The 25,326-nt window shown below is 63.4% G+C and carries 29 protein-coding genes; 10 read left to right on the top strand and 19 right to left on the bottom strand.

Annotation, left to right across the window (positions count from 1 at the left end; all coding sequences use genetic code 11):
- Together XB14_RS31230 and XB14_RS31235 are read right to left on the bottom strand one after the other, a co-directional pair.
- Entirely contained in the window at positions 1-456 is a 456-nt protein-coding gene (locus XB14_RS31230) for a cyclic nucleotide-binding domain-containing protein (RefSeq protein WP_077968256.1), read from the bottom strand.
- Positions 457-572: 116 nt separating this feature from the next.
- Complete coding sequence (locus tag XB14_RS31235; RefSeq protein WP_034802783.1) at positions 573-1,256, bottom strand: response regulator transcription factor; 684 nt, start codon at positions 1,254-1,256, stop codon at positions 573-575.
- 143 nt (positions 1,257-1,399) lie between these two features.
- On the opposite strand from XB14_RS31235, the gene XB14_RS31240 reads away from it, so the two are divergent.
- Positions 1,400-1,948: a L,D-transpeptidase family protein gene (locus XB14_RS31240; protein WP_077968258.1), complete on the top strand. Its 549-nt coding sequence runs from the start codon at positions 1,400-1,402 to the stop codon at positions 1,946-1,948.
- An 18-nt stretch (positions 1,949-1,966) separates the two neighbouring features.
- Here the strand turns inward: XB14_RS31240 and XB14_RS31245 are convergent, their stop codons facing one another.
- The 6 genes from XB14_RS31245 to rplS form a co-directional block, all read right to left on the bottom strand.
- A complete protein-coding gene (locus tag XB14_RS31245) occupies positions 1,967-2,503 on the bottom strand; it encodes a SixA phosphatase family protein (protein ID WP_077968260.1) in 537 nt (178 codons plus the stop codon).
- 143 nt (positions 2,504-2,646) lie between these two features.
- Positions 2,647-4,056 (bottom strand): 3-isopropylmalate dehydratase large subunit, encoded by a 1,410-nt coding sequence (gene leuC / locus XB14_RS31250; protein WP_077968262.1) that lies wholly within the window; start codon positions 4,054-4,056, stop codon positions 2,647-2,649.
- A gap of 76 nt (positions 4,057-4,132) precedes the next feature.
- On the bottom strand, positions 4,133-4,261 hold the full coding sequence (locus XB14_RS33820; protein ID WP_268802326.1) for a hypothetical protein: 129 nt from the start codon (positions 4,259-4,261) through the stop codon (positions 4,133-4,135).
- A 39-nt stretch (positions 4,262-4,300) separates the two neighbouring features.
- Entirely contained in the window at positions 4,301-5,122 is an 822-nt protein-coding gene (locus XB14_RS31255; protein ID WP_077968263.1) for an amino acid ABC transporter permease, read from the bottom strand.
- Between the two features lie 9 nt (positions 5,123-5,131).
- Positions 5,132-5,941 (bottom strand): transporter substrate-binding domain-containing protein, encoded by an 810-nt coding sequence (locus XB14_RS31260; protein WP_034802798.1) that lies wholly within the window; start codon positions 5,939-5,941, stop codon positions 5,132-5,134.
- A 126-nt stretch (positions 5,942-6,067) separates the two neighbouring features.
- Positions 6,068-6,586 carry a 50S ribosomal protein L19 gene (gene rplS, locus XB14_RS31265; protein ID WP_043625625.1) on the bottom strand — a complete coding sequence of 173 codons (519 nt, stop codon included), beginning with the start codon at positions 6,584-6,586 and terminating at the stop codon, positions 6,068-6,070.
- Positions 6,587-6,911: 325 nt separating this feature from the next.
- Here rplS and XB14_RS31270 point away from each other — a divergent pair, with 325 nt between their 5' ends.
- On the top strand, positions 6,912-7,658 hold the full coding sequence (locus XB14_RS31270; protein ID WP_077968690.1) for a sulfite exporter TauE/SafE family protein: 747 nt from the start codon (positions 6,912-6,914) through the stop codon (positions 7,656-7,658).
- On the opposite strand, the gene trmD is transcribed toward XB14_RS31270, so the two are convergent.
- The 6 genes from trmD to XB14_RS31305 all read right to left on the bottom strand — a co-directional run bounded on the left by trmD (position 7,640) and on the right by XB14_RS31305 (position 12,105).
- Complete coding sequence (trmD, locus tag XB14_RS31275) at positions 7,640-8,332, bottom strand: tRNA (guanosine(37)-N1)-methyltransferase TrmD (protein ID WP_077968689.1); 693 nt, start codon at positions 8,330-8,332, stop codon at positions 7,640-7,642. The genes XB14_RS31270 and trmD overlap by 19 nt on opposite strands.
- A gap of 11 nt (positions 8,333-8,343) precedes the next feature.
- Positions 8,344-8,907, bottom strand: a complete 564-nt coding sequence (rimM, locus tag XB14_RS31280) for a ribosome maturation factor RimM (RefSeq protein WP_077968691.1) — start codon at positions 8,905-8,907, stop codon at positions 8,344-8,346.
- A 144-nt stretch (positions 8,908-9,051) separates the two neighbouring features.
- Positions 9,052-9,414, bottom strand: coding sequence for a 30S ribosomal protein S16 (gene rpsP / locus XB14_RS31285; RefSeq protein ID WP_077968265.1), 363 nt, complete (start codon positions 9,412-9,414; stop codon positions 9,052-9,054).
- 37 nt (positions 9,415-9,451) lie between these two features.
- Positions 9,452-9,787 carry a chorismate mutase gene (locus XB14_RS31290; RefSeq protein ID WP_077968266.1) on the bottom strand — a complete coding sequence of 112 codons (336 nt, stop codon included), beginning with the start codon at positions 9,785-9,787 and terminating at the stop codon, positions 9,452-9,454.
- A 14-nt stretch (positions 9,788-9,801) separates the two neighbouring features.
- Complete coding sequence (gene ffh / locus XB14_RS31295; protein ID WP_077968268.1) at positions 9,802-11,367, bottom strand: signal recognition particle protein; 1,566 nt, start codon at positions 11,365-11,367, stop codon at positions 9,802-9,804.
- A 255-nt stretch (positions 11,368-11,622) separates the two neighbouring features.
- A complete protein-coding gene (locus XB14_RS31305; RefSeq protein ID WP_077968270.1) occupies positions 11,623-12,105 on the bottom strand; it encodes a MarR family winged helix-turn-helix transcriptional regulator in 483 nt (160 codons plus the stop codon).
- Positions 12,106-12,182: 77 nt separating this feature from the next.
- Between XB14_RS31305 and XB14_RS31310 the strand changes: the two genes are divergently transcribed.
- The 7 genes from XB14_RS31310 to XB14_RS31340 all read left to right on the top strand — a co-directional run bounded on the left by XB14_RS31310 (position 12,183) and on the right by XB14_RS31340 (position 19,156).
- Complete coding sequence (locus tag XB14_RS31310) at positions 12,183-13,208, top strand: MBL fold metallo-hydrolase (RefSeq protein ID WP_077968287.1); 1,026 nt, start codon at positions 12,183-12,185, stop codon at positions 13,206-13,208.
- Positions 13,209-13,300: 92 nt separating this feature from the next.
- The gene (gene dapF / locus XB14_RS31315; RefSeq protein ID WP_077968288.1) at positions 13,301-14,212 is read left to right on the top strand and encodes a diaminopimelate epimerase; all 912 of its coding nucleotides are present in this window, start codon (positions 13,301-13,303) and stop codon (positions 14,210-14,212) included.
- Positions 14,209-15,483, top strand: a complete 1,275-nt coding sequence (gene mtaB, locus XB14_RS31320) for a tRNA (N(6)-L-threonylcarbamoyladenosine(37)-C(2))-methylthiotransferase MtaB (protein WP_077968289.1) — start codon at positions 14,209-14,211, stop codon at positions 15,481-15,483. The genes dapF and mtaB overlap by 4 nt, the downstream gene beginning before the upstream one ends.
- An 18-nt stretch (positions 15,484-15,501) precedes the next feature.
- Entirely contained in the window at positions 15,502-17,343 is a 1,842-nt protein-coding gene (gene ftsY / locus XB14_RS31325; protein ID WP_077968290.1) for a signal recognition particle-docking protein FtsY, read from the top strand.
- A gap of 108 nt (positions 17,344-17,451) precedes the next feature.
- The gene (locus XB14_RS31330; protein WP_143348643.1) at positions 17,452-18,084 is read left to right on the top strand and encodes a septation protein A; all 633 of its coding nucleotides are present in this window, start codon (positions 17,452-17,454) and stop codon (positions 18,082-18,084) included.
- Positions 18,081-18,674: a DUF2585 domain-containing protein gene (locus XB14_RS31335; RefSeq protein WP_077968296.1), complete on the top strand. Its 594-nt coding sequence runs from the start codon at positions 18,081-18,083 to the stop codon at positions 18,672-18,674. Before XB14_RS31330 ends, XB14_RS31335 begins: the two co-directional genes overlap by 4 nt.
- Before the next feature lie 44 nt (positions 18,675-18,718).
- On the top strand, positions 18,719-19,156 hold the full coding sequence (locus tag XB14_RS31340; RefSeq protein ID WP_143348629.1) for a hypothetical protein: 438 nt from the start codon (positions 18,719-18,721) through the stop codon (positions 19,154-19,156).
- A gap of 15 nt (positions 19,157-19,171) precedes the next feature.
- On the opposite strand, the gene XB14_RS31345 is transcribed toward XB14_RS31340, so the two are convergent.
- From XB14_RS31345 to ccmA, 5 genes are all read right to left on the bottom strand, one after another.
- Entirely contained in the window at positions 19,172-19,786 is a 615-nt protein-coding gene (locus XB14_RS31345; RefSeq protein ID WP_077968299.1) for a DsbE family thiol:disulfide interchange protein, read from the bottom strand.
- Positions 19,783-19,959: a heme exporter protein CcmD gene (ccmD, locus tag XB14_RS31350; RefSeq protein ID WP_077968300.1), complete on the bottom strand. Its 177-nt coding sequence runs from the start codon at positions 19,957-19,959 to the stop codon at positions 19,783-19,785. Before ccmD ends, XB14_RS31345 begins: the two co-directional genes overlap by 4 nt.
- On the bottom strand, positions 19,956-20,726 hold the full coding sequence (locus XB14_RS31355) for a heme ABC transporter permease (RefSeq protein WP_077968301.1): 771 nt from the start codon (positions 20,724-20,726) through the stop codon (positions 19,956-19,958). The genes ccmD and XB14_RS31355 overlap by 4 nt, the downstream gene beginning before the upstream one ends.
- Positions 20,727-20,890: 164 nt before the next feature.
- Entirely contained in the window at positions 20,891-21,550 is a 660-nt protein-coding gene (gene ccmB / locus XB14_RS31360) for a heme exporter protein CcmB (protein ID WP_077968302.1), read from the bottom strand.
- Positions 21,551-21,586: 36 nt separating this feature from the next.
- Entirely contained in the window at positions 21,587-22,237 is a 651-nt protein-coding gene (ccmA, locus tag XB14_RS31365) for a heme ABC exporter ATP-binding protein CcmA (RefSeq protein WP_077968304.1), read from the bottom strand.
- Positions 22,238-22,508: 271 nt separating this feature from the next.
- On the opposite strand from ccmA, the gene acnA reads away from it, so the two are divergent.
- Positions 22,509-25,199: an aconitate hydratase AcnA gene (gene acnA, locus XB14_RS31370; RefSeq protein ID WP_077968305.1), complete on the top strand. Its 2,691-nt coding sequence runs from the start codon at positions 22,509-22,511 to the stop codon at positions 25,197-25,199.
- Positions 25,200-25,326: the final 127 nt, after the last annotated feature.

Here is a 25,326-nt window from a genome sequence, read left to right on the forward strand (position 1 = left end):
TCAGGCGAAACGGCCGGCGAGCGCGCCGGCCCGGCGGATCATCGCCTGCAGGTTTTCGCGGATGCGCGCTTCGACGAGTTCCGCCACTTCCGGATACTCCTCCAGCATGCGGCGGAAGAGCGGCCGGTTGATGCGAATGACCTCGCTGTCCTCCTCGGCCGTCGCGGTGAACTTGCGCTCGACCATCGAGATCAGCGCCAGCTCCGACAGAAGCGCCCCGCGGCCGACCGTCGAGACCGCCATCTCGGAACCGTCGGCACCCGCCTTCGACAAGGCGAGGCTGCCGCTGGCGATCGCATAGGCGCAATCGGCCGGCGCCCCCTCGCGAAACAGTTCCTGCCCCTTGAAGATGCGGCGCCGTTCCGCGCCGAAAGCGATCAGCCTGAGCTTGTCCTCGCTGATATCGGCAAACAGCGGCACGTTGGACAGAAGCACGATATCGTCGTTGAGCGCCAAGCGGCTAACCTCCCACGGTCACGGCGGTGTCGCTCTTAGCGGACCGGTCGCGACCGATGCAAACAACTGCAAACGGAGAACGCGCGGGAAATGGTCGGCCACCTTGCGCACCCCGGCTACGGAACGATCTTGTAGCCGCCGTTCTCTGTCACCAAAATCTCGGCATTGGAAGGGTCCCGCTCGATTTTCTGGCGCAGCCGATAGACGTGGGTTTCGAGCGTGTGGGTGGTGACGCCGGAATTATAGCCCCAAACCTCTTCGAGCAGCACGTCGCGCGTCACCACTTTCTGGTCTGCACGATAGAGGTAACGGATGATAGCCGCTTCCTTTTCGGTCAGGCGGATCTTCTGGCCGTTTTCAAGCGTCAGCAGCTTCTGGCTGGGCTTGAACGTATAGGGGCCGACGCTGAAGGTCGCGTCCTCGCTCTGCTCGTGCTGGCGCAGCTGCGCGCGAATGCGCGCGAGCAGCACGGCAAAGCGGAACGGCTTGGTCACATAGTCGTTGGCGCCGGCCTCAAGCCCGAGGATCGTGTCGGAATCGGTATCGTGGCCGGTGAGCATGATGATCGGCGCCTTGAAGCCGCCCTTGCGCAGGAGCTTCACCGCTTCGCGGCCGTCCATGTCAGGCAGGCCGACATCCATGATCAACAGGTCCACCTGCTGGGCACGCGCCGTCTGGATACCCTTGCCGGCGGTCGCCTCCTGTATGAGGTCGAATTCCTCGTAGAGCGAGAGCTGCTCGACCAGGGTCTCGCGCAGGTCATTGTCGTCATCGACAAGAAGAATGGTACGGGTCGCCATGGGACAATTCCTGTTTGCTTCCGTTTTCAAACTAGCTCAAATGCCCGTGTTGGCAAGCGAGCCAGCATCGCTAAGTCGTTATACCTGCAACCGTGCTTATGGTGCCCCCCAAATCACGGGCAAAGCAAAAATCCGTGAGAATGATGCGCAAGAAAACGTCGGGAAGAAGACCAGCCAAGACCGTCATTACCGTGCGGGCCGCACCGCGCGACCGAAAGCGGGCACTTGTCTCCTTTGACGGTCGCGTGGAGCAGGCCGCCATCGGACGCAGCGGGATCACCAGCCTGAAACGCGAGGGCGACGGCGCAACACCGCGCGCGGCGATGAAGCTGGTCGGCGGCTATGTCAGGCGCGACCGGCTCCTCCTGCCGAAAACGCCGCTGCCGACACGCACGACGCACAAGGGCATGCTCTGGTGCGACGCGTCGGGCCACGCCCTCTACAACCGCCCGGTCGCAGCCCCGTTCAAGCCCAGCCATGAGGAGATGGTGCGCGACGATGCCCTTTACGACATCTGCCTCGTCATGGACTGGAACCTTCTCGCCCGGCGGCGAAACGCCGGCTCGGCGATCTTTTTCCACCTGATCCGCCCGGGCTACGAGCCGACGCAGGGCTGCGTCGCCGTCAGCCTGCCGGCCATGCGCCGGCTGATCCCGCATATGCGCCGCGGCACCGTCGTGAAGGTGCTTTGACCCCGGCTTCCGAATAGCTCAATCGAGCGAACGCGGCGTCACGAAACGCACGAGCCTGGCCCCGCCGGAATGAAGCGCGCGCCAACCCGCCGCTTCGAACTCAAGAACGGCAAGGGCGGCCGTCGGAAACTTGTCCGCCATGCGCATGCGCAAGTCCGCATCTCCGGAGCCGACGAGTTCATGCGCCAGGTCCTCCATGCCGGGATTGTGGCCGACGATCAGCAGCGTCCTGACAGCCGGATCGTTTGCGCGAAGCGCGCTGAGAATCTGGGAGGCGTCCACCTCGTAGATCGCGCGGGTGTTTTCGACCGCGATGCCGGACGGCAGCGCGGCCGCCGCCAAATTCCACGTCTCTTGCGCCCGCTTGGCCGTCGAGACGAGGGCGAGATCCGGTACGAGCTTGTGCCGCGCCATATAGTCCCCCATCAACGGCGCCGCCTTGCGGCCACGCTCGCCAAGTGGACGGTCGATATCGGCGACGCCGTCAGGCCAGGCTGACTTGGCATGGCGCAGCAGCATCAGACGGTAGCTTTGCACGGGCAGATCGTCGCTCATCAATCATCCTCCCTCATGCATTTCGGTGCTCAGGCTGACAGCTTAGCGCATTTCGCCAACCGGGGTGGAACGCCTGAGACGCAGGCAATAAAAAAGGCCGCCCCGAAGGGCGGCCATTGGCGCCGGAAAAGCTCAAATCCGGCTTATTTCCATTCGCGGATGTCGACGAAGTGACCCGCCACCGCAGCGGCCGCCGCCATTGCCGGCGAAACCAGGTGTGTGCGGCCCTTGAAGCCCTGACGGCCCTCGAAGTTGCGGTTCGAGGTGGAGGCGCAGCGCTCGCCCGGCTTCAGCCGGTCGTCGTTCATCGCCAGGCACATGGAGCAGCCCGGCTCGCGCCAGTCGAAGCCGGCTTCCTTGAAGATCTTGTCGAGGCCTTCGGCCTCGGCCTGTTCCTTCACGAGGCCGGAGCCCGGAACGATCATCGCCGAAACGGTCGAGGCGACCTTGCGGCCTTCGACCACCTGGGCGACGGCCCTAAGGTCCTCGATGCGGCCATTGGTGCAGGAGCCGATGAAGACGCGGTCGACAGCGATGTCGGTGATCTTCGTGCCCGGCTTCAGGCCCATATAGTCGAGCGCGCGCCACTTGGAGGTCCGCTTGTTCTCTTCCTGGATCTCATCCGGATTGGGAACGATGCCCTGAACCGAGATGACGTCTTCCGGCGACGAGCCCCAGGAAACGATCGGCGGCAGGTTGGCGGCGTCGAGCACGACGACGCGATCGTAATGCGCGCCCTCGTCCGTGTGCAGCGTCTTCCAGTAGTCGAGCGCCATGTCCCAGGCCGTGCCCTTAGGCGCGCGCGGCTTGTCCTTGATATAGGCGAACGTCGTTTCGTCAGGCGCGATCAGGCCGGCGCGGGCGCCCCCTTCGATCGTCATGTTGCAGATGGTCATGCGGCCTTCCATCGACAGCGAGCGGATCGCTTCGCCGGCAAACTCGATGACGTGGCCGGTGCCGCCGGCCGTGCCGATCTCGCCGATGATGGCGAGAATGATGTCCTTGGCGGTAACGCCCGGCGGCAGCTGGCCGTCGACGCGCACCAGCATGTTCTTCGCCTTCTTCTGGATCAGCGTCTGGGTCGCGAGCACGTGCTCGACCTCAGACGTGCCGATGCCGTGGGCCAGCGAGCCGAAAGCGCCGTGCGTCGAGGTGTGGCTGTCGCCGCAGACGATGGTCATGCCCGGCAGGGTGAAGCCCTGCTCGGGGCCAACGATGTGCACGATGCCCTGGCGCTTGTCATTCTCGGAATAATATTCGACGCCGAAGTCGGCAGCGTTCTTGGCGAGCGCCTCGACCTGGATGCGGCTTTCCTCGTTCTTGATGCCGAGGTGACGATCGGCCGAGGTCGGAACGTTATGGTCGACGACGGCGAGCGTCTTCTCCGGCGCGCGCACCTTGCGGCCGGCCATGCGCAGGCCCTCGAAGGCCTGCGGACTCGTCACTTCGTGAACGAGGTGACGGTCGATGTAGAGAAGACAGGTGCCATCTTCCTGTTCGTTGACCAGGTGGTCGTCCCAGATCTTGTCATAGAGGGTACGCGGTGCGCTCATGGCGGTATATCCATCGAGTTTTCAAAAAAGGTAGGAAAAGCCGGCGACAAGGCGGCCGGAAGCACTGATCGGGAGATCAGGCGAGGCGGCTTGTAAGTGCCCCGTGGACGCGCGCAAAGAAGCGTGCCGGCAGGCGCTTATGGTCCTGCAGCACGACGATTTTCTGCTCGCTACATCCGAATTTGGATTCCATGGCCGTGTTCATATCAATTTTCTGACAGGTCGGCAATTGCTGGAAACGGACTCAGCGTTGCTCCGCGCGCCTGAGCCGCCGCTCCAGCCCCCGCAATCCCAGCGACAGACCGATGGTCAGCACCAGATAGACATAGGCAACGATCGAATAGGTCTCGAAGAAGCGAAAGGAGCCGGAGGCATAGACCTTGCCCATCTGCGTGATGTCGGCAACGCCGAGCACCGAGACGAGCGAACTGTCCTTGACCATGGCGATAAAGTCGTTGCCGAGCGGCGGCAGGATCACGCGGATCGCCTGCGGAAAGATCACGAGACGAAAGCGCTGGTAGCGTGAAAGCCCGAGTGCCTTGGCGGCTTCAACCTGCCCCTTGTCGACCGAGAGGATGCCGGCCCGGAACACTTCGGCGATGAAGGCGGAATAGCCGATCATCAGCGCCAGGATCGCCCGCCACATCAAGGAGATGTCGCGCACGACGACCGGTTCCATCCAGCCGGCGCTGATCAACGGAGCCAGGATGAAATTGGCCGCGACGACGAGCCCCGGCGCGCCGACGAAGGCGATGTAGAAGAGCAGCACCAGGATCGGCACGCCGCGGATGACTTCCGTATAGAAGCGGGCGATCTGCCGAAGGGACGAATGCTCGGAGAGCGCCATCAGCGCGATGCCGAGGCCGAGCGTCGTCGCCAGCACGAAGCCCATAAGGGTCACGAAGACGGTGACGCCAAGGCCCTTGAAGACGACGGTGAAGACTTCCGAGAAGATGTCATTGCTGATGATCACGGCGGCGAGCGCCACAGCGATCACAAGAAGGGCGACCAACCACCAGGGATAGTCGCCCTTGCCGGACATGTCTGAAGATTGTGGAGCGGCCATAGCCTGCTATCAGCCGCCCATCTTGTATTCGAGGAACCACTTCTTATCGAGGGCGTCGAAGGTACCGTCTTCCTTCAGCGCCTTGATCGCGGCGTTGACCGGAGCAACGAGATCCGAGCCCTTCGGGAAGATGAAGCCGAAATCCTCGGTGCCGAGCGGCCCGCCGACGACCTTGAGCTTGCCTTCGGAGGAATCGACATAACCCTTGGCGGCGACGCTGTCGGTCAGCACCACGTCGACGTCACCGGCCTTCAATGCCTGGACGGTCGCGCCGAAAGTCTCGAACAGCTTGATGCGCGGGTTCTGCTCGTTGCCGTCGAGCATTTCGTAGACGGCGGTGTAGAACGGCGACGTGCCCGGCTGCGCGCCGACGAGGCCGTCGGCAAAGGCGCCGAAGCTCTTGCCGTCGTTGAAGCGGGCCTCGTCGCTGCGGACCAGCATAAACTGCTGCGAGCGCATGTAGGGATCCGAGAAGTCGACCTTTTCCTTGCGGTCGTCCTTGATGGTGATGCCGGTCATGCCGATCTGGTACTGGCCGTCATGCACCGCCTGGATCATCGCGTCCCAGCTGGTGTTCTGGTATTCGACCTTGAAATTCAACCGCTTGGCGATCTCGTTCATCGCGTCGTATTCCCAGCCCTTGGCTTCGCCGGACTTCGGATCTACGAACTGCAGCGGCGGGTAGGCGTTCTCCGTGACAACGACGACCGTCTTGCCGCCGAGGTCAGGCAGGTCGGCGGCCAGCGCCGGTGCAGAGAACGCAAAAGGTGCTGCAAGTGCGGCTGCGATGCCCGCAAGCACGTGGCGACGGATTGTCATTGGAGGAGCTCCCGAAAAGTGTGGCAGCGGAAAATGTCACAAATTCCGTCGAAAAGACAAGCGGATAGTACCAAAAAAGAAAGGCGGCCGAGGCCGCCTTTCCAACAATCCCTAGGGATTGAGATGTTATTCTGCTGCGGCTTCCGCAGCTGCCTTTGCTTCGGCGGCTTCGGCTGCTGCCTTCTCGGCGGCGAGCGCCTGAGCTGCTGCAACCTTTTCGGCCTCGATGCGTGCCTTTTCCTCGGCAATCGCCTGACGCTCGGCTTCGTTCAGCTTGCGGGCGCGCGTGCCGGTGTTCTCGACGATACGAGCCGACTTACCGCGACGATCGCGCAGGTAGTAGAGCTTGGCGCGACGGACCTTACCGCGGCGAACCACTTCGACGCTCTCGACGAGCGGAGAGTAAACCGGGAATACGCGCTCGACGCCTTCGCCGTAGGAGATCTTGCGAACGGTGAAGCTTTCGTTGATGCCGCCGCCCGAACGAGCGATGCAGACGCCTTCATAGGCCTGGACGCGGGTACGGTTGCCTTCGACAACGCGGACGTTGACGCGGAGCGTGTCGCCTGCGGAGAATTCCGGGAGCGTGCGCTTGGCGGCGATCTTGGCGGCCTGTTCGGCTTCCAGCTGCTGGATGATGTTCATCGGTCTAACCTTTCAAGTTCTTCTGAAACAGCCAGAGCGCTCTCGATGAACCTGTCGGGCCAGCCTTCAGGTGTTGCCGATACCGGCAGGAGCGGATTCGCCATTCTTTGTTTTGGTCGACGGGCATGGAACCCGAACCGGGGCGGCACATACACCAATCGGTCTGCCTTGTCATCCCCGGAAGCCATAATTTCTCGGCCTCGGCGCCAGGAAAGCCGATTTTATCAGAAAAAGCGCAAACACGGGCATGATGATTGTCCGGTGCAACGGACTTGCGGCCGGCACAACCACCGGCTATCCCGAGCATGAGGGGTCGGGGGAGACCATGCATATCTTCGAAATACTCATGCTGTTTGCGGCCGGTTTCCTGTCCGGCGTCGTCAATGCCATCGCCGGCGGCGGGACGTTCCTGACCTTCGGGGCGATGACGCTTGGCGGCCTCTCGCCGATCGTCGCCAATGCGACCTCGTCGATCATCCAGTTTCCGGGCTACGTCACCTCGGCGCTCGCCTATGCCAAGGAGATCCGTGCCGACAAGCGGTATGCGATCCTGCTCGGCGTGATCTCGGCGCTTGGCGGTCTGGCCGGTGCGCTGCTGCTCATCTCGCTCTCCAACGCCTCCTTCCGCGCGCTCGTCCCCTGGCTGCTGCTGGCGGCAACCGCGATCTTCGCCGCCGGACCGCTGCTGAAGCCCAAGGCGCGCGTCGACGAGCACGCCATCAATCCGGCCGGCATCGGCGCCCAGTTCGTCACATCGATCTATGGCGGCTTCTTCGGCGCCGGCATGGGCATCATGATGCTGGCCGTGCTGGGGCTGGCGACCGGCGGTGGCTACCACCGGCTGAATGCGCTGAAGAACTTCATCTCGATCGTCATTGCCGCGATCGCCATCGTCGTCTTTGCCGCCGGCGGCGTCGTTTCCTGGCTGCATGCGGCGATCATGGTGCCGGGAGCAGCGCTTGGCGGCTACTCCGGCGTCTGGGCAGCGCGACGCGTGCCGCAGGCGGTCATCCGGGCGCTCGTCGTCGCCGTCGGTCTGCTGCTTGCCGCCTACTACTTCTTCACCGGCTGATTAAGAAGATCGGGCCGGCGCTCCGCGGTCAGCCGCCGCGCCTCCGCCTCGCGCCATTTGGCGATGGCGCCGTGGTTGCCTGACGTCAGCACCGCCGGGATCTCGCGGCTTTCGAAGACCTGCGGACGGGTATAGTGCGGGTGCTCGAGCAGCCCGCCTTCAAAACTCTCATGCACGCCGGAAAGCGCGTTGCCCATGACACCCGGCAGGATCCGCACCACGGCATCGAGCAGAGTCAGGGCCGCAGGCTCGCCGCCGGAAAGAATGTAGTCGCCGATCGAAACCTCTTCGAGGCCGCGGGCATCGATCACCCGCTGGTCGACGCCTTCGAAACGTCCGCAGACGATGACGACACCGGGGCCATCGGCAAGTTCGCGCACCCGCTCCTGCGTCAGCGGACGGCCGCGCGGGCTCATCAGCAGCCGCGGACGACCGTCATCCGCGGAAACATGGTCGATCGCCCGGGCGAGCACGTCGGGTTTCAACACCATGCCGGCGCCGCCGCCGGCGGGCGTATCGTCGACGGTGCGGTGCTTGTCCTCGGCAAAATCGCGGATCTGCACCGCCTCGATCGCCCATTGGCCGCGCTCCAGCGCCTTGCCCGAAAGGGAGGCACCGAGATGACCCGGAAACATTTCAGGGTAGAGCGTCAGAACGGTCGCGCGAAACGTCATCGCCGCATCGCTCACTTGCGCTTTGCGGAAAACGGGCTGCCCGGGTCCTGGTCCTTGTCGTCGGCAAGACCGGCGGCCACCGGATCGACGAGAAGCCTGCCCGCTTCCAGGTCGATCTCCAGCACCGACCACTCGGTAAAGGGGATCAGCACCGGACGCCGGCCCGGACCCTTCAGCTCCAGGAGATCGCCAGCGCCAAAGTCGAAGACGCCGCTGACCTTGCCATAGCTGGTGCCATTGCCGTCGATCGCTTCGAGGCCCTCGAGATCGGCATAGAAGAACTCGTCCTCATCCAGATCGTCGTCCGGAAGATTGTCGCGCTCGACAAAGAGATCCAGGCCGTTGAGCGCCTCGGCGGCATTGCGGTCGTTGACGCCGCGGAAGCGGACGATGACGACATTCTTCGCCTCACGGATTTCGAGCACCTCGAAAACGCGGCCGTCGGGGCTGTGCAGATTGCCATAATCGCCGAGCGCGGTCGGATCGTCGGTGAAGGACTTGACCCTCACTTCGCCGCGCAGACCTTGCGCCGCGCCGATCGTCGCCATCAGAACCGGGTTTTCGAGTTTGCTCATCATCCGCATCCGTTTTCGGGATATCCCGGTGCACATAACGGAAAACGGGCGGCATGGAAATGCCACCCGTTTCCTTAAGTCACGGCCAGCCGGAGACGCGTCGGCAGAAGACCGCCGATCGCCCTCCGGACCGTTCGCAGGCTGTTATTCAGCAGCGGCAGCAGCGGCGTCTTCAGCCTTCTGCTTGGCTTCAGCAGCGCGTTCCTGAGCCTTCTTGCCCGGGACAGCCTTGGTCGGGTTGCTGCGAGCCGGACGCTTTGCGAGGCCAGCCTGGTCGAGGAAGCGCAGAACGCGGTCGGTCGGCTGGGCGCCCTGGGCGATCCAGTGGTTGACGCGCTCGGCGTCGAGTTCGACGCGCTTTTCGTCGTCCTTGCCGAGCATCGGGTTCCAGGAGCCGATCTTCTCGAGGAAGCGGCCGTCACGCGGGCTGCGGGCGTCGGCAACGACGATCTGGTAGTACGGACGCTTCTTGGAACCGCCACGGGCGAGACGAATTTTCAGTGCCATTTGAGTAACTCCTTGCAGGCTTTTTTGACCGCTTCGTTCAAGCGGAATGGTTTGTGCCGGCGTTGCCCGCGGAATGCGAGCGATCGGCGGCGATGGCTTCATGATGCCGGATGACTTCCTTGATGATGAAGTTCAGGAACTTCTCGGCGAAATCCGGATCCAGATTGGCATCCTTGGCCAGGCGGCGCAGGCGTTCGATCTGGTATTCTTCGCGCGCCGGGTCGGCCGGCGGCAGTTCGTGCTTGGCTTTGAGAACGCCGACTGCCTGAGTGCAGCGGAAGCGTTCGGCCAGCATGTGGACGAGCGCGGCATCGATGTTGTCGATCGACTGCCGGTAACCCGCCAATTCCTGTTTGATTTCGGGATCAATCATCTTTCAAACGATCCTCACTTCTTCTTCGGCAGGCCGGGAAGGCCGGGGAAACCGCCTCCGAGACCTGGAAGCTTGGCACCGCCGAGACCCGGAAGGCCGCCGCCGCCAAGGCCCGGCATGCCGCCGGGCTTGAGGCCGGCCGCTTCCGCCTGCTTCTGCAGGGCTTCGAGCTGCTTCGGGTCGAGCTTCGACAGATCGGGCATGCCGCCGCCACCGAGGCCGCCAAGGCCCATCTTGTTGGCAAGGCCGCCCATCATCTGCTTCATCATGCCGCCTTTGCCCTTGCCGCCCATCATCTTCATCATGTCCGCCATCTGGCGGTGCATCTTCAGAAGCTTGTTGATGTCGGCGGCATCGGTGCCGGAACCAGCGGCGATGCGCTTCTTGCGCGAATGCTTCAAGAGGTCCGGGTTGGCGCGCTCGGCCTTGGTCATCGATGAGATGATGGCGAGCTGGCGCTTGAAGAGGCTGTCGTCGAGGCCGGCAGCGGCCATCTTATCCTTCATGCCGGCCATGCCGGGCATCAAACCCATGATGCCACCCATGCCGCCCATCTTCTGCATCTGGCCAAGCTGGTCGGCGAGGTCGTTCAGATCGAACTTGCCCTTGGCCATCTTGGCGGCCATTGCGGCCGCCTTCTCGGCGTCGATGTTTTCGGCCGCCTTCTCGACGAGCGAGACGATGTCACCCATGCCGAGGATACGGTCGGCGACGCGGCGCGGATGGAACTCTTCGAGTTCGCCCATCTTTTCGCCGACGCCGATGAGCTTGATCGGCTTGCCGGTGACGGCACGCATCGACAGTGCCGCACCGCCGCGGCCGTCGCCGTCCATGCGGGTGAGCACGAGGCCGGTGATGCCGACGCGTTCGTCGAAGTTGCGGGCAAGATTGACAGCGTCCTGACCGGTCAGCGCATCGGCGACGAGCAGGATTTCATGCGGATTGGACTTCCGCTTGATCTCCGCCATCTCGATCATCAGCGGCTCGTCGATATGGGTGCGGCCGGCGGTGTCGAGAATGACGACGTCGTGGCCGCCAAGCTTGGCAGCCTGGACGGCGCGCGAAGCGATATCGGTCGGCGACTGGCCGGCAATAACAGGCAGCGTGTCGACGCCGGTCTGCACTCCGAGCTGGCGAAGCTGCTCCTGGGCTGCCGGACGACGCGTGTCGAGCGAAGCCATCAGGACCTTCTTCTTGTCCCTGGTCTTCATCCGGCTGGCGATCTTGCCGGTGGTGGTCGTCTTACCGGAGCCCTGCAGACCGACCATCATGATGACGACAGGTGCCGGCGCGTTGAGATCGATCGTCACGCCCTCGGAGCCGAGCATCTCGACGAGCTGGTCATGGACGATCTTGACGACCATCTGGCCGGGCTTGATCGACTTCAGGATCTCGGCGCCAACGGCCTTTTCACGAACCTTCTCGGTGAAGGCGCGCACGACGTCGAGCGCGACGTCGGCTTCGAGCAGCGCACGGCGAACCTCGCGGAGCGCAGCGGAAACATCGGCTTCCGACAATGCGCCGCGGCCGGTCAGTCCATTCAATATGGAACCAAGGCGGTCCTGGAGGCTCTCGAACATTCTCACTTCCTTCTGGTTTCCGGTGGCGATCAACTCGCCGGAAACGTGGGTTCCTTCGCCAGGAAAACAAGGCGCAAAGCCAAAAACCACCCGAGGGCGCGACGCGCTGTCGGATGTTGACCTCCGGGTTCTCTTTATACCTCTACGGGACCCGGTCGGTGGCTTCGAAGACTTGAGCTTGCGAAGGAATTGGGGCGGATAAACAGGAAAGCGCGGCAAAAGTCAAGGACGGCAGGGCGATGAGGCGCTTTCGGCTCAGGGCGCCTCGTCCGCGTCGGTCTCGTCCAGTTCGCCGGCCAACTGCTCGAAGGCCGCCGAGACCCGCGTCATGACCCGAAGCGTAGCGACCACCTCGGTCTGATTGATATCGCCGAGCAGGGCATGCAGCAACTCGACCTCGCGGCGATGGATTTCCTCGAACAGATCACGCCCAGCCGCGGTCGGCGCGCAAAGGTAGGCGCGACGGTGTTCCGGATTCGGCTGCCTTTCCAGCAAGCTCTTCTCCATCAGCCCGTTGACGACCCTGAGCACGAACTGCCGTTTCATCGACAGGCGCCGCGCCGCTTCCGGCACGGTCAGCGGCGTTTCGCAAAAAAGTTCAAGAACCGCCCGCTCCGCCACTGATATGCCGGCGCCATCGAGCATATGTTCTGCAGAACGCTGCATGTTGAGATGGATGGAGCGGACCAGCTTGAGGGTCTTGTAGAGGCGTTCCTGCGGATCGAATCGAACGAGCATGCAAACACGATAGCAATCCAGTTGCTGTCTTCAAGAATTTATTAAACCTTGACCTTTCAACCAGGGCGAACAGCGGGATGAAGACACGCAATCCCTATTACCAGGGGCCCGTCTCCGACCATTTCGACGGTGCCCGTTTCTTCAATCCCGGCGGCAAGCCGCCCAAGGGGACGGCAGATCTCCTGCGCTGGCAATTCGGCGGCGGCAAGGTGCGCTGGCCCCAGCACAATCCAAGCCCGTTCGCGCCCGTGAAGCCAGAGCTGAGTGTCGAAGGCGACCGCCTGCGCGTGACGATGGTCGGCCATGCAACGCTGCTCATCCAGGTGCATGGGCTCAACATTCTGACCGACCCCGTCTGGTCGCATCGCGTCAGCCCCTTTGCCTTTGCCGGCCCGCAGCGCCGCAACGCGCCCGGCATCGAACTCGACGACCTGCCGCCGATCGACATCGTGCTCGTCACCCACAACCACTACGACCACCTCGACGTCGAGACGCTGGCAGCCCTTCACGAGGAGCATGGGCCAAGGATCGTCACCCCGCTCGGCAACGACACGATCATCCGCCGCGCCGTTCCCGAAGCGGAGATAACGGCGGTCGACTGGAGCGACCGGCTGGACTGCGGCGACGACATCATTCTTCACGCGGAACCCTGCCACCACTGGTCGGCCCGCGGCTCGCGCGACCGGCGCATGGCGCTCTGGGCGGCTTTTGTCATCGAGACGCCGGCCGGCAAAATCTACCACGTTGGCGACACCGGCTTCCATGACGGCATCAACTATCGCGCGGCGCGGGAAAAGCACGGCGCCTTCCGGCTCGCCAACCTGCCGTTCGGCGCCTATGAGCCGCGCTGGTTCATGCAGGACCAGCATCAGAACCCTGAGGAAGCCGTGCGCGGCATGATCGACTGCGCCGCCGCCCATGTCGCCGGCCACCACTGGGGCACGTTCCGCCTGACCGACGAGGGGGTCGAGGAGCCACGGCAGGCGCTGGAACGGGCGCTTGACGCCGCCGGCATCGCCCGCAGCCGTTTTCGGCCGCTGCGCCCGGGCGAAGTCTTCGACGTTCCGGCCGCAGAGCCGGGCAGCACCGAGGGAGCCGAATGAACGCGGCACTGGTATTTTCCGGGCTTTTCCGCCATATACAGCCCGAATGAAGAATGGCGCGCTTGAGGCGGGCCGGTTTGGACAATCGCCACATGACCGACAACGTGCAATTTGCCAGGATGAACGGGCTTGGAAACAAGATCCTCGTCGTCGACATGCGCGGTCGGAAGGATCGGGTGACGCCGGCTGCCGCGATCGCGCTCAATGCCGACCCGGCAACCGCCTTCGACCAGATCATGGCGATCCACGACCCCAAGGCTGCCGGCACCGACGCCTGGATCGACATCGTCAATTGCGACGGCTCCATGGCCCAGGCCTGCGGCAACGGCACGCGCTGCGTCGTGCAGGCGCTGGCCACTGAGACCGGCAAGAAGGCCTTCACCTTCCAGACCATCGCCGGCATCCTCAACGCCAGGGAGCATGAAGACGGCACGATCTCGGTCGACATGGGTAAGCCGGTCTTTGCCTGGGACAGGATCCCGCTTGCCGAGGAATTTGCCGATACCAGCCGTGTCGAGCTGCAGATCGGACCGATCGACAATCCCGTCCTGCATTCGCCCTCGGCCATGTCGATGGGCAATCCGCATGCGGTCTTCTGGGTCGACAAGGATCCGATGTCCTTCGATCTCGACCGGTTCGGCCCGCTGCTTGAAAACCACCCGATGTTTCCCGAGCGCGCCAACATCACGCTGGCGCAGGTGCTTTCGCCCTCGTCGCTGCGCACCCGCACCTGGGAACGCGGCGCCGGGCTGACGCTTGCCTGCGGTTCGGCGGCTTGCGCGGCTGCCGTCAGCGCCGCCCGCACCGGCCGCACCGGCCGCAAGGTGACGATCGACGTCGCCTCCGCTCCGGCGCCTGCCAAGCTCACGATCGAATGGCTGGACAGCAACGATCATGTCGTGATGACCGGCCCGGCCGAATGGGAATGGTCCGGCACGCTGAATCCTGCGACCGGCACCTGGCAGCGCGACGAGGCCGAAGCGGGCGGAGCCCGGGCGCTTTGAGCGGCGTCGAGGTCATAACCTTCGGCTGCCGTCTCAATACCTACGAATCCGAAGTGATGAGGGCGGAAGCCGAAAAGGCGGGGCTGAACAACGCCATCCTCGTCAACACCTGCGCCGTCACCGGCGAGGCCGTGCGCCAGGCGCGCCAGGCGATCCGCCGTGCCCGGCGCGACAATCCGCATGCCCGCATCATCGTCACCGGCTGCGCCGCCCAGACCGAAAAAGAGACCTTTGCCGAAATGGCCGAGGTCGACGCCGTGCTCGGCAACGAGGAGAAGCTGAAGAGCGCCTCCTATCGTTCACTGCCGGATTTCGGCGTCTCGGCTGAAGAAAAGCTGCGGGTCAACGACATCATGAGCGTGCGCGCCACCGCGCCGCAGATGGTCAAGCACATCGATGGCCACGTGCGCGCCTTCATCCAGGTGCAGAACGGCTGCGACCACCGCTGCACCTTCTGCATCATCCCCTATGGCCGCGGCAATTCCCGATCCGTGCCGATGGGCGCCGTCGTCGACCAGGCGCGCAGGCTGGTTGAGAGTGGCTATTGCGAGATCGTCTTGACCGGCGTCGACGCGACCAGCTACGGCGCCGACTTGCCGGGAACGCCGACGCTCGGTTTGCTGGCGAAGACCCTTTTGAAGCAGGTGCCGGAAATCCGCCGCCTGCGGCTTTCCTCGATCGACGGCATCGAGGCCGACAGGCATCTCTTCGACCTGATCGCCGACGAGACGCGCTTCATGCCGCACCTGCACCTGTCGCTGCAGCATGGCGACGATTTGATCCTGAAACGCATGAAGCGCCGTCATTCGAGCGCCGACGCCCGCGCCTTTGCCGATCAGGTCCGGCGCTTGCGCCCCGATATCAGCCTCGGTGCCGATATGATCGCCGGTTTTCCGACCGAAACCGATGAGATGTTCGAGAATGCCGTAGGACTCGCCGAGGATTGCGGCATTGCCCATCTGCACGTCTTCCCCTACAGCCCCCGCCCTGGAACGCCGGCAGCACGCATGCCGCAGCTCGACCGGGCGCTCGTCAAGGATCGTGCCGCCCGCCTGCGCGCCGTCGGCGCGAGGCTCTACGCCCGCCATCTCGACCGCCTGGTCGGCAGCGAGCAGACGATCCTGGTCGAGAACAATGGGCTCGCCCACACCGAAAACTTCACGCTCGTCGATGCCGCCGGCCTCAAACCGCGCGCGCTTGTCCCGGTCTTGATCACCGGCCACAATGGCAAGCATCTGACGATGCAGGTAAAACAGATGGCTGCGGCCTGATTTATGCGGAATTCCTGAATGGCAATGGGTTTCATCAAGAGGATCTTCACCTTCGGCAAGGGCGCGGTGGAGGAAACGAAGCCGCAGGATGTGGCGCCCGAGGAGACGATCGTCTCTTCGCCCGAAGTTGAGGCGCAACCGGAGCCGAGTGCCAACGCGGTCGAACCGCCTGCCGCCGTTGCCGAGACAGCGATCGTCGAAGAGAGCCCTGAAGCCAGCTTCGAACCGCCTGTCGACATCGAGACCTTGCCGTTGTCCGACGACGATCCGGTGCTCGAAGCCGAGATCGAGACGGCCGGTGGGCCGGCTTCGGACGACGCCGCGGAACTGGCGCGTGACGAAGCCGTTGCCGCACCGATCGAGGCTGACGTAGCACCGGTCGAGGTTGAAATAGCGCCGGTCGAGGTTGAGGCCGCGATCCCCCCCTCTGTCCCTTCGGGACATCTCCCCCACAAGGGGGGAGAGCAGACGGAGACCGAGGCAACCGCTGAAGAAACACCATCTGTCGCCGAGGCTGCGACGCCTGTTGCTGACGAGGCGCCCGTAGATTCAAGTGAGATCATCGCCGCTTCCCACGAGGCCGAAATCGTCGAGAGAATCGAGGAAGCTGCTGACGATGCCGAACCCAAGGCAAGCGACGTCACGACAGCCGAAGCAAACAAGATCACGACGGGCGAAACGCTCGTACCTGACGCTGGGGGTGAGCCCAGCGTGATCTCCCCCCCTGTGGGGGAGATGCCCGGCAGGGCAGAGGGGGGTGAAGCCGCAGCCCTCCGCGAAAGCATGGAGACCGCAGAGGCCGATGCAGCGGAAGCCGCCACTGACGTCGCGCCGGCCGAGACAGCCGAGGCCGAGCCCACCGCAGCTCCCGCCCTCCCCAAGGGCTTCTCCGCCACCGAGCGCAAGCCCAAGGAAGAATCCGTCGCCGCGCCCAAGGAAAAGCTCAGCTGGTACCAGCGGCTGCGCCGCGGCCTTGCCCGTACCTCGTCGCAACTGACCGGCCAGATCGCCAGCCTGTTTACCAAGCGCAAGCTCGACGAAGCGACGCTGCAGGATCTCGAAGACCTGTTGATCCAGGCCGACCTCGGCGTCGAAACCGCGATGCGCATCACCGATACGCTCGCTTCGGAACGCTACGGCAAGGATGTCTCGGGCGAGGACGTGTCGCGCATCATGGCCGGCGAGATCACCAAGGTGCTTTCGCCCGTTGCCAAGCCGCTGGAGCTCGATCTCAGCCACAAGCCGCATGTGATCCTGGTGGTCGGCGTCAACGGCACCGGCAAGACGACGACGATCGGCAAGCTTGCAGCCAAGCTTTCCGGCGCGGGCCTGAAGGTCATGCTTGCCGCCGGCGACACCTTCCGGGCCGCCGCGATCGAGCAGCTGAAGATCTGGGCCGAGCGCACCAAGTCCGACATCGTCTCCTCCAAGCTCGGCGCCGATGCGGCAGGCCTTGCCTATGAGGCCTTCCAGCAGGCGCGCGAGAAGAAGGCCGACGTGCTGATCATCGACACGGCCGGCCGCCTGCAGAACAAGGCGGAACTGATGGCCGAACTTGAAAAGATCGTGCGCGTGCTCGGCAAGCTCGATCCTGACGCGCCGCATACCGTGCTGCAGACACTCGATGCCACCACCGGCCAGAACGCGCTGCAGCAGGTGGAAATCTTCCGCAACGTCGCCGGCGTCAGTGGCCTGATCATGACCAAGCTCGACGGCACGGCGCGCGGCGGCATCCTTGTCGCGATTTCCGCCAAGCACAAGCTGCCGGTCTATTTCATCGGCGTCGGCGAAGGCATCGATGATCTCGAACCGTTCGAGGCCAAGGATTTCGCCGAAGCGATCGCCGGCGTCGCCGCCTGACAGGACGTTCGGGCACGCGCACGTTTGCGCAGGCCCGTTGCCTTGATATGGTTTTGCCGCAAAGCTGGTGTTATGAGCAGCAGGTACATGCAGAAACAGGACCCCCAGATGTCGTCGATCGAGGCTACCAAGCCGCAGAAGGAAGTCAGCCCCTTGCTCAAGATGGTGCTGGAGCTTGGGCCGCTGATGGTCTTCTTCTTCGCCAATTCACGCGGCGAATGGCTGGCCGGCCACTTCCCGGCGCTTGCCGAACTCGGCGGCCCGATCTTCATCGCCACCGGCCTCTTCATGGCCGCGACCGCGATCGCGCTTGCCGTCTCCTGGATGCTCACCCGGACCCTGCCGATGATGCCGCTGATCTCGGGCATCGTCGTCTTCGTCTTCGGCGCGCTGACGCTCTGGCTGCAGAACGACACCTTCATCAAGATGAAGCCGACGATCGTCAACACGCTGTTCGGCGCGATCCTGCTCGGCGGACTTCTCTTCGGCAAGTCGCTGCTCGGCTACGTCTTTCACTCCGCCTTCAAGCTTGACGAGGACGGCTGGCGCAAGCTGACACTGCGCTGGGGCCTGTTCTTCCTGGTGCTTGCCGTCCTCAACGAAGTGGTCTGGCGCTCGTTCTCGACCGACTTCTGGGTCGCCTTCAAGGTCTGGGGCACGATGCCGATCACCATTCTCTTCACGCTCGCCCAGATGCCGCTGATCATGAAGCACTCGCTGGACCAGGAGAACGCCGAGTGAGCACGACGCTTGAGGAGAATGACAGCCGAAACCGTCACGCCCTCCTCTGGCTGATCGCCTGTTTGGCGGTCCTCGTTATCCAGATCGTCACCCAGCACCTGATGGGCCGCATCTGGATCTGCGACTGCGGCTACGTCAAACTCTTCGAACCCGTCGTCAAATCCAGCGGCAACTCGCAGCACATCGCCGACTGGTATACGCCGTCCCACATCATCCACGGCTTCCTGTTCTACGGCCTTGGCCACCTGCTTCTGCGCAAAAAGCCGCTGACGGCAAAGCTCTTCCTGGCCATGATCATCGAATCCGCCTGGGAGATCGCCGAGAACACGCCCATGGTGATCAACCGCTACCGCTCGGCGACGATCTCGCTCGACTATTTTGGCGACAGCATCCTGAACTCGACCATGGACACGCTGGCCATGGTCGCCGGTTTCCTGTTTGCCGCCCGCATGCCTGTCTGGCTGACGGTAACGATCGCCATCGTCTTCGAACTCTTCACCGGCTGGCTGATCCGCGACAATCTCACACTCAACGTGCTGATGCTGGTCTGGCCGCTCGACGCCGTCAGGGACTGGCAGGGCGCAATCTAGACGCGCCGCCTAAAAATTAAAATCTTCTAATTTAGTAATCGACTTTGTATACTTGGACCGTTCAAACCTTTGAGCGTGACCAAGTGGGGGCCATTATGCGCAGCGCCTTAGCTATGCCCGCAGTACTTTTCGCTCTTGTCATGGTGCCAGTATCCGCCGGAGCGGCCGATAAGACGCTTAACGAAGCGGATCTGACCACGCTTCTTGCCGGCGGCAAGACCCTCGGGCTTGGCGGCAAGGGCATGGGATATTCCGGGACAATCACTCTTACCGCGGATGGGAAGGGAGACGGCAGCGCCAAGACCGACGGCGGAACCGTGATCACGATCAACGGCACCTGGCGCATCAAGGGAGACAGGTTCTGCCGGACATGGAAGGACCTGGATGACGGCAAAGAGGTTTGCGAAACGTGGCGGCTGACATCGCCGAACCACGTGGACGTCTACAACGGCAAGAAGAAGATCGGCGCCAACTCCTGGTAAGGTCGGCGGAACGGCTCAGGAGGCGGGGGACGGTGCCGCCTTTTCGATCGCCGGCAACAGCCCGTTCTTGACGCTGTCCGCATCGAACGGTCCGACGCGCTTGTAGAGGATCGTGCCGTCAGCGCCCACGAGATAGGATTCCGGGATGCCGTAGACGCCCCAGTCGATCGCCGCCTTGCCGCGCGGATCGACGCCGATCGCCGAGAAGGGATTGCCGAGCTCTCCGAGGAACCTGAGCGCGTTTTCGTTCTGGTCCTTGTAGTTGATGCCGACGACGGTGAGCCGCGGATCCTTCGACAGTTCCAGGACGAAGGGATGTTCCTGACGGCAGGGCACGCACCAGGAGGCCCAGACGTTGACGAGCGTCAGCTTGCCCTTGATCGACCCATCGGTCAAAGCCGGCATCGGCTGGCCATCGCGGACAGCGCCTTCGAGCGCCGGCATGTCGAGCTTCGGCGCCTTGGTGCCGATCAGCGCGGACGGGATCTCGCTTACATCCTTGCCGGAATTGAGCTGGCTCCAGAAGATCGCGGCAAGCCCGGCGAAGATGATAAGCGGCAGCGCCGCCAGAACAAAACGCATAGGGCTTGACTTGCGCTCTTCGCTGCCGGGCGCAGGGGTGCTGCTCATCGTGTCTCTCCCGGTGCTTGCTCGGCGGAACGGCGGCGAATGCCCGAGGCTTCGAGTTCAGCGAGTTCGCGCCGACGGGCATGTCCGTCCAGGACGACCCAGGCAACGAGGCCGAGGACCGTCAGCGTCGCTATTCCATAGCTCGTGAAAACGTAGGCGGCGTGGCTCATCATTGCGCGCGGGCTCCCCGTCCGGCGGCACGGGCCGCGAGACGCCGGAGTGCTGTGACGCGCCGACGCAGGATTTCGTTGCGCATGGCGGCGATGTGCAGGGTGAAGAACAGCAGCGTGAAGGCGATCGCCATCACGATCAGCGGCCACAGGAACTCCGGATCGATCGTCGGCCCGTCGAGCCGCATGACGCTCGCCGGCTGGTGCAGCGTGTTCCACCATTCGACCGAGAACTTGATGATCGGGATATTGACGAAGCCGACGAGAACCAGAATGGCCGAAACCTTGGAGGATCGCGCCGGATCGTCGATCGCCCGGTTGAGCGCCATCAGCCCCAGATACATCAGAAACAGAACGAAGACCGAGGTCAGGCGTGCGTCCCAGACCCACCAGGTACCCCACATCGGCTTGCCCCAGAGCGAGCCGGTGACGAGTGCCAGGAAGGTGAAACAGGCGCCGATCGGGGCCGCCGCCCGCGAGGAGACGTCGGCGAGCGGATGCCGCCAGACGAGCGTGCCGAGGGCGGCCAGCGCCATCACCGAATAACACATCATCGACAGCCAGGCAGCGGGCACATGCACATACATGATGCGCACCGTCTCGCCCTGCTGGTAGTCGCCTTCCGTCGTGAAGGAAAGCCAGAGGCCGACGACGAAGAACAGCACGGTCAGGCCGGTAAGCCACGGCAGCAGACGGTCGGCCAGCGCCAGGAACCGCGTCGGGTTGGCGAGATCGCTGAATTTGCGGATGGCCAGGCTGTTTTCGCTCATGTTGGCTCTTTAGCGCTTAAGGCGCCCGCCTGCAATTGATCCGCGTCAATCGCCCGATCACGATCGAGTTGGGACGCGGATCACAAAGGCGATCGATCTGAACGGCTTAGCGCGAAATCCTTGGGAACACCGCAAACAGTTTCGCCATTTCCGCGGCGATTGCGTCAATCGGACGCGTGGCGAAGCGCTGCGGCTGCAGCGACCGGGCCGATGACGGCGAAGAACAGGGTGATCGCCGCGAGGATCATCACCGGCGGCAGGAACGGCGCCGGATCCTCGATAGCCGCATAGACCGCGCTGACGCCGAAGATCAGCACCGGAATTGCTAGCGGCAGCACCAGGATCGAAACCAGCAGCCCGCCGCGCGGCAGCGACACGGCAACGGCCGCCCCCACGGCGCCGATGAAGGTGACCGCAGGCGTGCCGATCAGAAGCGTCAGCATGGTGGCGCCGATCGCGATCTCGCTCATGTTCATGAAGAGACCGAGCAGTGGCGAAGCGATCACCAGCGGCAATCCCGTTGCCGCCCAATGGGCCGCGCATTTGACGAATACGGTGAAGAGCAGCGGCGTTTCCTGCATCAGCATCAGGTCGAGCGAGCCGTCGTCGCGCTCGGCCTGGAACAGCCGGTCGAGGCCGAGCAGCGAGGCGAGCAGCGCGCCGATCCACAGGATCGCCGGGCCGATCCGCGAAAGCAGGTTCAGATCCGGGCCGACGCCGAAGGGAATGACCGCAACGACCGTCATGAAGAAGAGCACGCCGATCATCGCGCCGCCGCCGGCGCGGATCGACAGTTTGAGATCGCGGAAGAAGAGCGCGATCATGCCGTTCGTCTCCTGACGCGGATCACGGTCGGGCTTCTACACGTCATGCCAGTGATCTCCTGCCAGGTGCTCGAACCCCTTCATGTGCAGTTCCTTCGTGCGATCGAGCCCGAGCGGCTGGTGCGTCGCCGCGATCACGATGCCGCCCTTGCCAAGGTGCGTCTTCACCAGCTCCGCAAACAGCCGGTCAGCACCGGCATCGAGTGCCGCGGTCGGCTCGTCGAGAATCCAGATCGGGCGATAGGCCACGAGAAGCTTGGCCATCGCCATGCGCCGCTGCTGCCCGGCCGAAAGGTAACCGAAGGGCAGATGGGCGATATCCGGCAGGCCGACCGCTTCGACGGCCTCGGTGAGCGTCGCGCCGCGACCACCGGGCGAATCACCCATGAAGCGGTGCCAGAAGGAAAGATTTTCCGCGACGGTCAGTTCGCGCTTCATCGCGTTGCGATGTCCGAGATAGTGGCTGAGCTCGGATGGATGGGCTATTTCCGGGGGGCCATTCTCAAGTTTCAGATGCCCGCTTTCGGGCCTCAACAACCCCGCCAGAACCCGGAGCAAAGTCGACTTGCCGGAGCCGTTCGGACCCGTCACGACAAGGGCTTCCGAGGCGTCGAGAACGAAGGAAATATCGTTAAAAATCAGGTCCTCACCGCGCTTTGCGCTCAACCCTTCAGCCATGAGGCGCATGAATTTTCAGCTTCCCTTCACTCTCTTCGTCGCAGGGCAAAAAAAAGTCCCGTTTCGACCTTCGTTGCTCTGGCACGTTTTGGAGAAATTATCTATAAGGCGGCCAACACGCCAGCGGTCGGCGTGAATTTCATCCTAGCGCCGAACATGGAATGAATTTCCACGTACGGACAGCGGAAATGGCCGCACCCGCATCCCAATTCGCGCTTCACAGGCGCTCGGGCGTTCGTACGTCAGTTTTTGGCGATCAGACGGAACGGGGTATTATCCAGTGTCCAAATCCCTAGACAGCTTCAATTGTCGCTCCACGCTCACCGTCAACGGTGTGGACTACGTCTACTACAGCCTGCCCAAGGCTGAAGCGAACGGTCTCGCCGGCGTTTCCAAGCTGCCCTATTCGATGAAGGTTCTGCTCGAGAACCTGCTGCGCAACGAAGACGGCCGCTCCGTCACCAAGAAGGACATCGAGAACGTTGCCGCCTGGCTCAACGACAAGGGCACGGCTGAAAACGAAATCGCCTACCGTCCGGCCCGCGTGCTGATGCAGGACTTCACCGGCGTTCCCGCCGTCGTCGACCTCGCCGCGATGCGCGACGCCATGGTCTCGCTCGGCGGCGACCCGGAAAAGATCAACCCGCTCGTTCCCGTCGACCTCGTCATCGACCACTCCGTCATCGTCGACGAATTCGGCACGCCGAACGCCTTTGCCCGCAACGTCGAGCTCGAATACGAGCGCAACGGCGAACGCTACCGCTTCCTGAAGTGGGGCCAGCAGGCGTTCAAGAACTTCCGCGTCGTTCCGCCCGGCACCGGCATCTGTCACCAGGTCAATCTGGAGTATCTGGGCCAGACGGTCTGGACCCGTGAAGAAGACGGCGAAATCACCGCCTACCCGGATACCTGCGTCGGCACCGACAGCCACACCACCATGATCAACGGTCTCGGCGTTCTCGGCTGGGGCGTCGGTGGTATCGAGGCAGAAGCCGCGATGCTCGGCCAGCCGGTCTCCATGCTCCTGCCTGAGGTCATCGGCTTCAAGCTGACCGGCAAGCTGAAGGAAGGCGTCACCGCGACCGACCTCGTGCTGATGGTCGTGCAGATGCTGCGCAAGAAGGGCGTGGTCTCGAAGTTCGTCGAATTCTTCGGCCCGGGCCTCGACAACATGACGCTCGCCGACCGTGCGACGATCGGCAACATGGGTCCGGAATACGGCGCCACCTGCGGCTTCTTCCCGGTCGACAGCGAAACCATCAACTACCTCACCATGTCCGGCCGCGAAGAGCAGCGCATCGCGCTGGTCGAAGCCTACTCCAAGGCGCAAGGCATGTGGCGCGACGGTGATGGTTCCGAGCTCGTCTTCACCGACACGCTCGAACTCGACCTCGGCGACGTCGTTCCGGCGATGGCTGGTCCGAAGCGTCCGGAAGGCCGCATCGCGCTCGAAAACATCGCATCCGGTTTCGCAACCGCACTCGAAGGCGACTACAAGAAGCCGGGCCAGCTCTCGAACCGCTACGCTGTCGAAGGCACCGATTTCGATCTCGGCCATGGTGACGTCGCGATCGCTGCGATCACCTCCTGCACCAACACCTCCAACCCGTCGGTGCTGATCGCGGCCGGTCTGCTTGCCCGCAACGCCGTTGCCAAGGGCCTGAAGTCCAAGCCGTGGGTCAAGACCTCGCTCGCACCGGGATCGCAGGTCGTCGGCGAATACCTCGCCAAGTCCGGCCTGCAGAAGGACCTTGACGCGCTCGGCTTCAACCTCGTCGGCTTCGGCTGCACGACCTGCATCGGCAACTCCGGCCCGTTGCCGGCGCCGATCTCGAAGACGATCAACGACAAGGGTCTGATTGCTGCCGGCGTTCTCTCTGGCAACCGTAACTTCGAAGGCCGCATCTCGCCGGACGTCCAGGCGAACTACCTCGCTTCGCCGCCGCTCGTCGTCGCCTATGCGCTCGCAGGCACGGTCCAGAAGGACCTGACCAACGAGCCGATCGGCGAGGACCAGGACGGCAAGCCCGTCTACCTCAAGGACATCTGGCCGACCTCCAAGGAAATCCAGGAGTTCATCTTCAAGTACGTCACCCGTGAACTCTACGCGACGAAGTACGCGGACGTCTTCAAGGGCGACGAAAACTGGCAGGCCGTTCAGGTTCCTCCGGGCCAGACCTACGCCTGGGACGACGGTTCGACCTATGTGCAGAACCCGCCCTACTTCGTCGGCATGGGCAAGTCCGGTTCGGGCATCTCCGACATCAAGGGCGCACGCGTCCTCGGTCTCTTCGGCGACAAGATCACCACCGACCACATTTCGCCGGCCGGTTCGATCAAGGCTGCTTCGCCGGCTGGCGCCTACCTCATCGGTCACGGCGTCGGCGTTGCCGACTTCAACCAGTACGGCACGCGCCGCGGCAACCATGAAGTGATGATGCGCGGCACGTTCGCCAACATCCGCATCCGCAACCACATGCTCGGCCCGAACGGCAAGGAAGGTGGCTACACCATCCACTATCCGTCGAAGGAAGAGATGTCGATCTACGACGCCGCCATGCAGTACAAGGAAGAGGGCGTTCCGCTCGTCATCTTCGCCGGTGTCGAATACGGCAACGGTTCGTCGCGCGACTGGGCTGCCAAGGGCACCAACCTGCTCGGCGTCAAGGCCGTGATCGCCCAGTCCTTCGAGCGTATCCACCGCTCGAACCTCGTCGGCATGGGCGTCATTCCCTTCGTCTTCGAGGAAGGCACCACCTGGGAATCGTTGGGCCTCAAGGGCGATGAGATCGTCACGATCGAAAACCTCGCCAACGTCCAGCCGCGCGAAAAGCGCGTTGCCAAGGTCACCTACGGCGACGGCAGCGTGAAGGATGTGCCGCTCGTCTGCCGTATCGATACGCTGGATGAAGTGACCTACGTCAACAACGGCGGCATCCTGCAGACGGTTCTGCGCGACCTCGCCGCTTAATCGCGCAAGCACATTCAAGGCTCTGGAGCCGGGACGCCGAAGGGCGCCCCGGCTCTTTTTTGAGGTGTCCCTGCCGGCGATCCGGCGCTCGATCGCGCTCACTTGCCACCTCACTCCAACGTGACTT

Origin of the sequence: Ensifer adhaerens, assembly GCF_002007205.1 — a bacterium.
GTDB lineage: Bacteria > Pseudomonadota > Alphaproteobacteria > Rhizobiales > Rhizobiaceae > Ensifer > Ensifer adhaerens_D.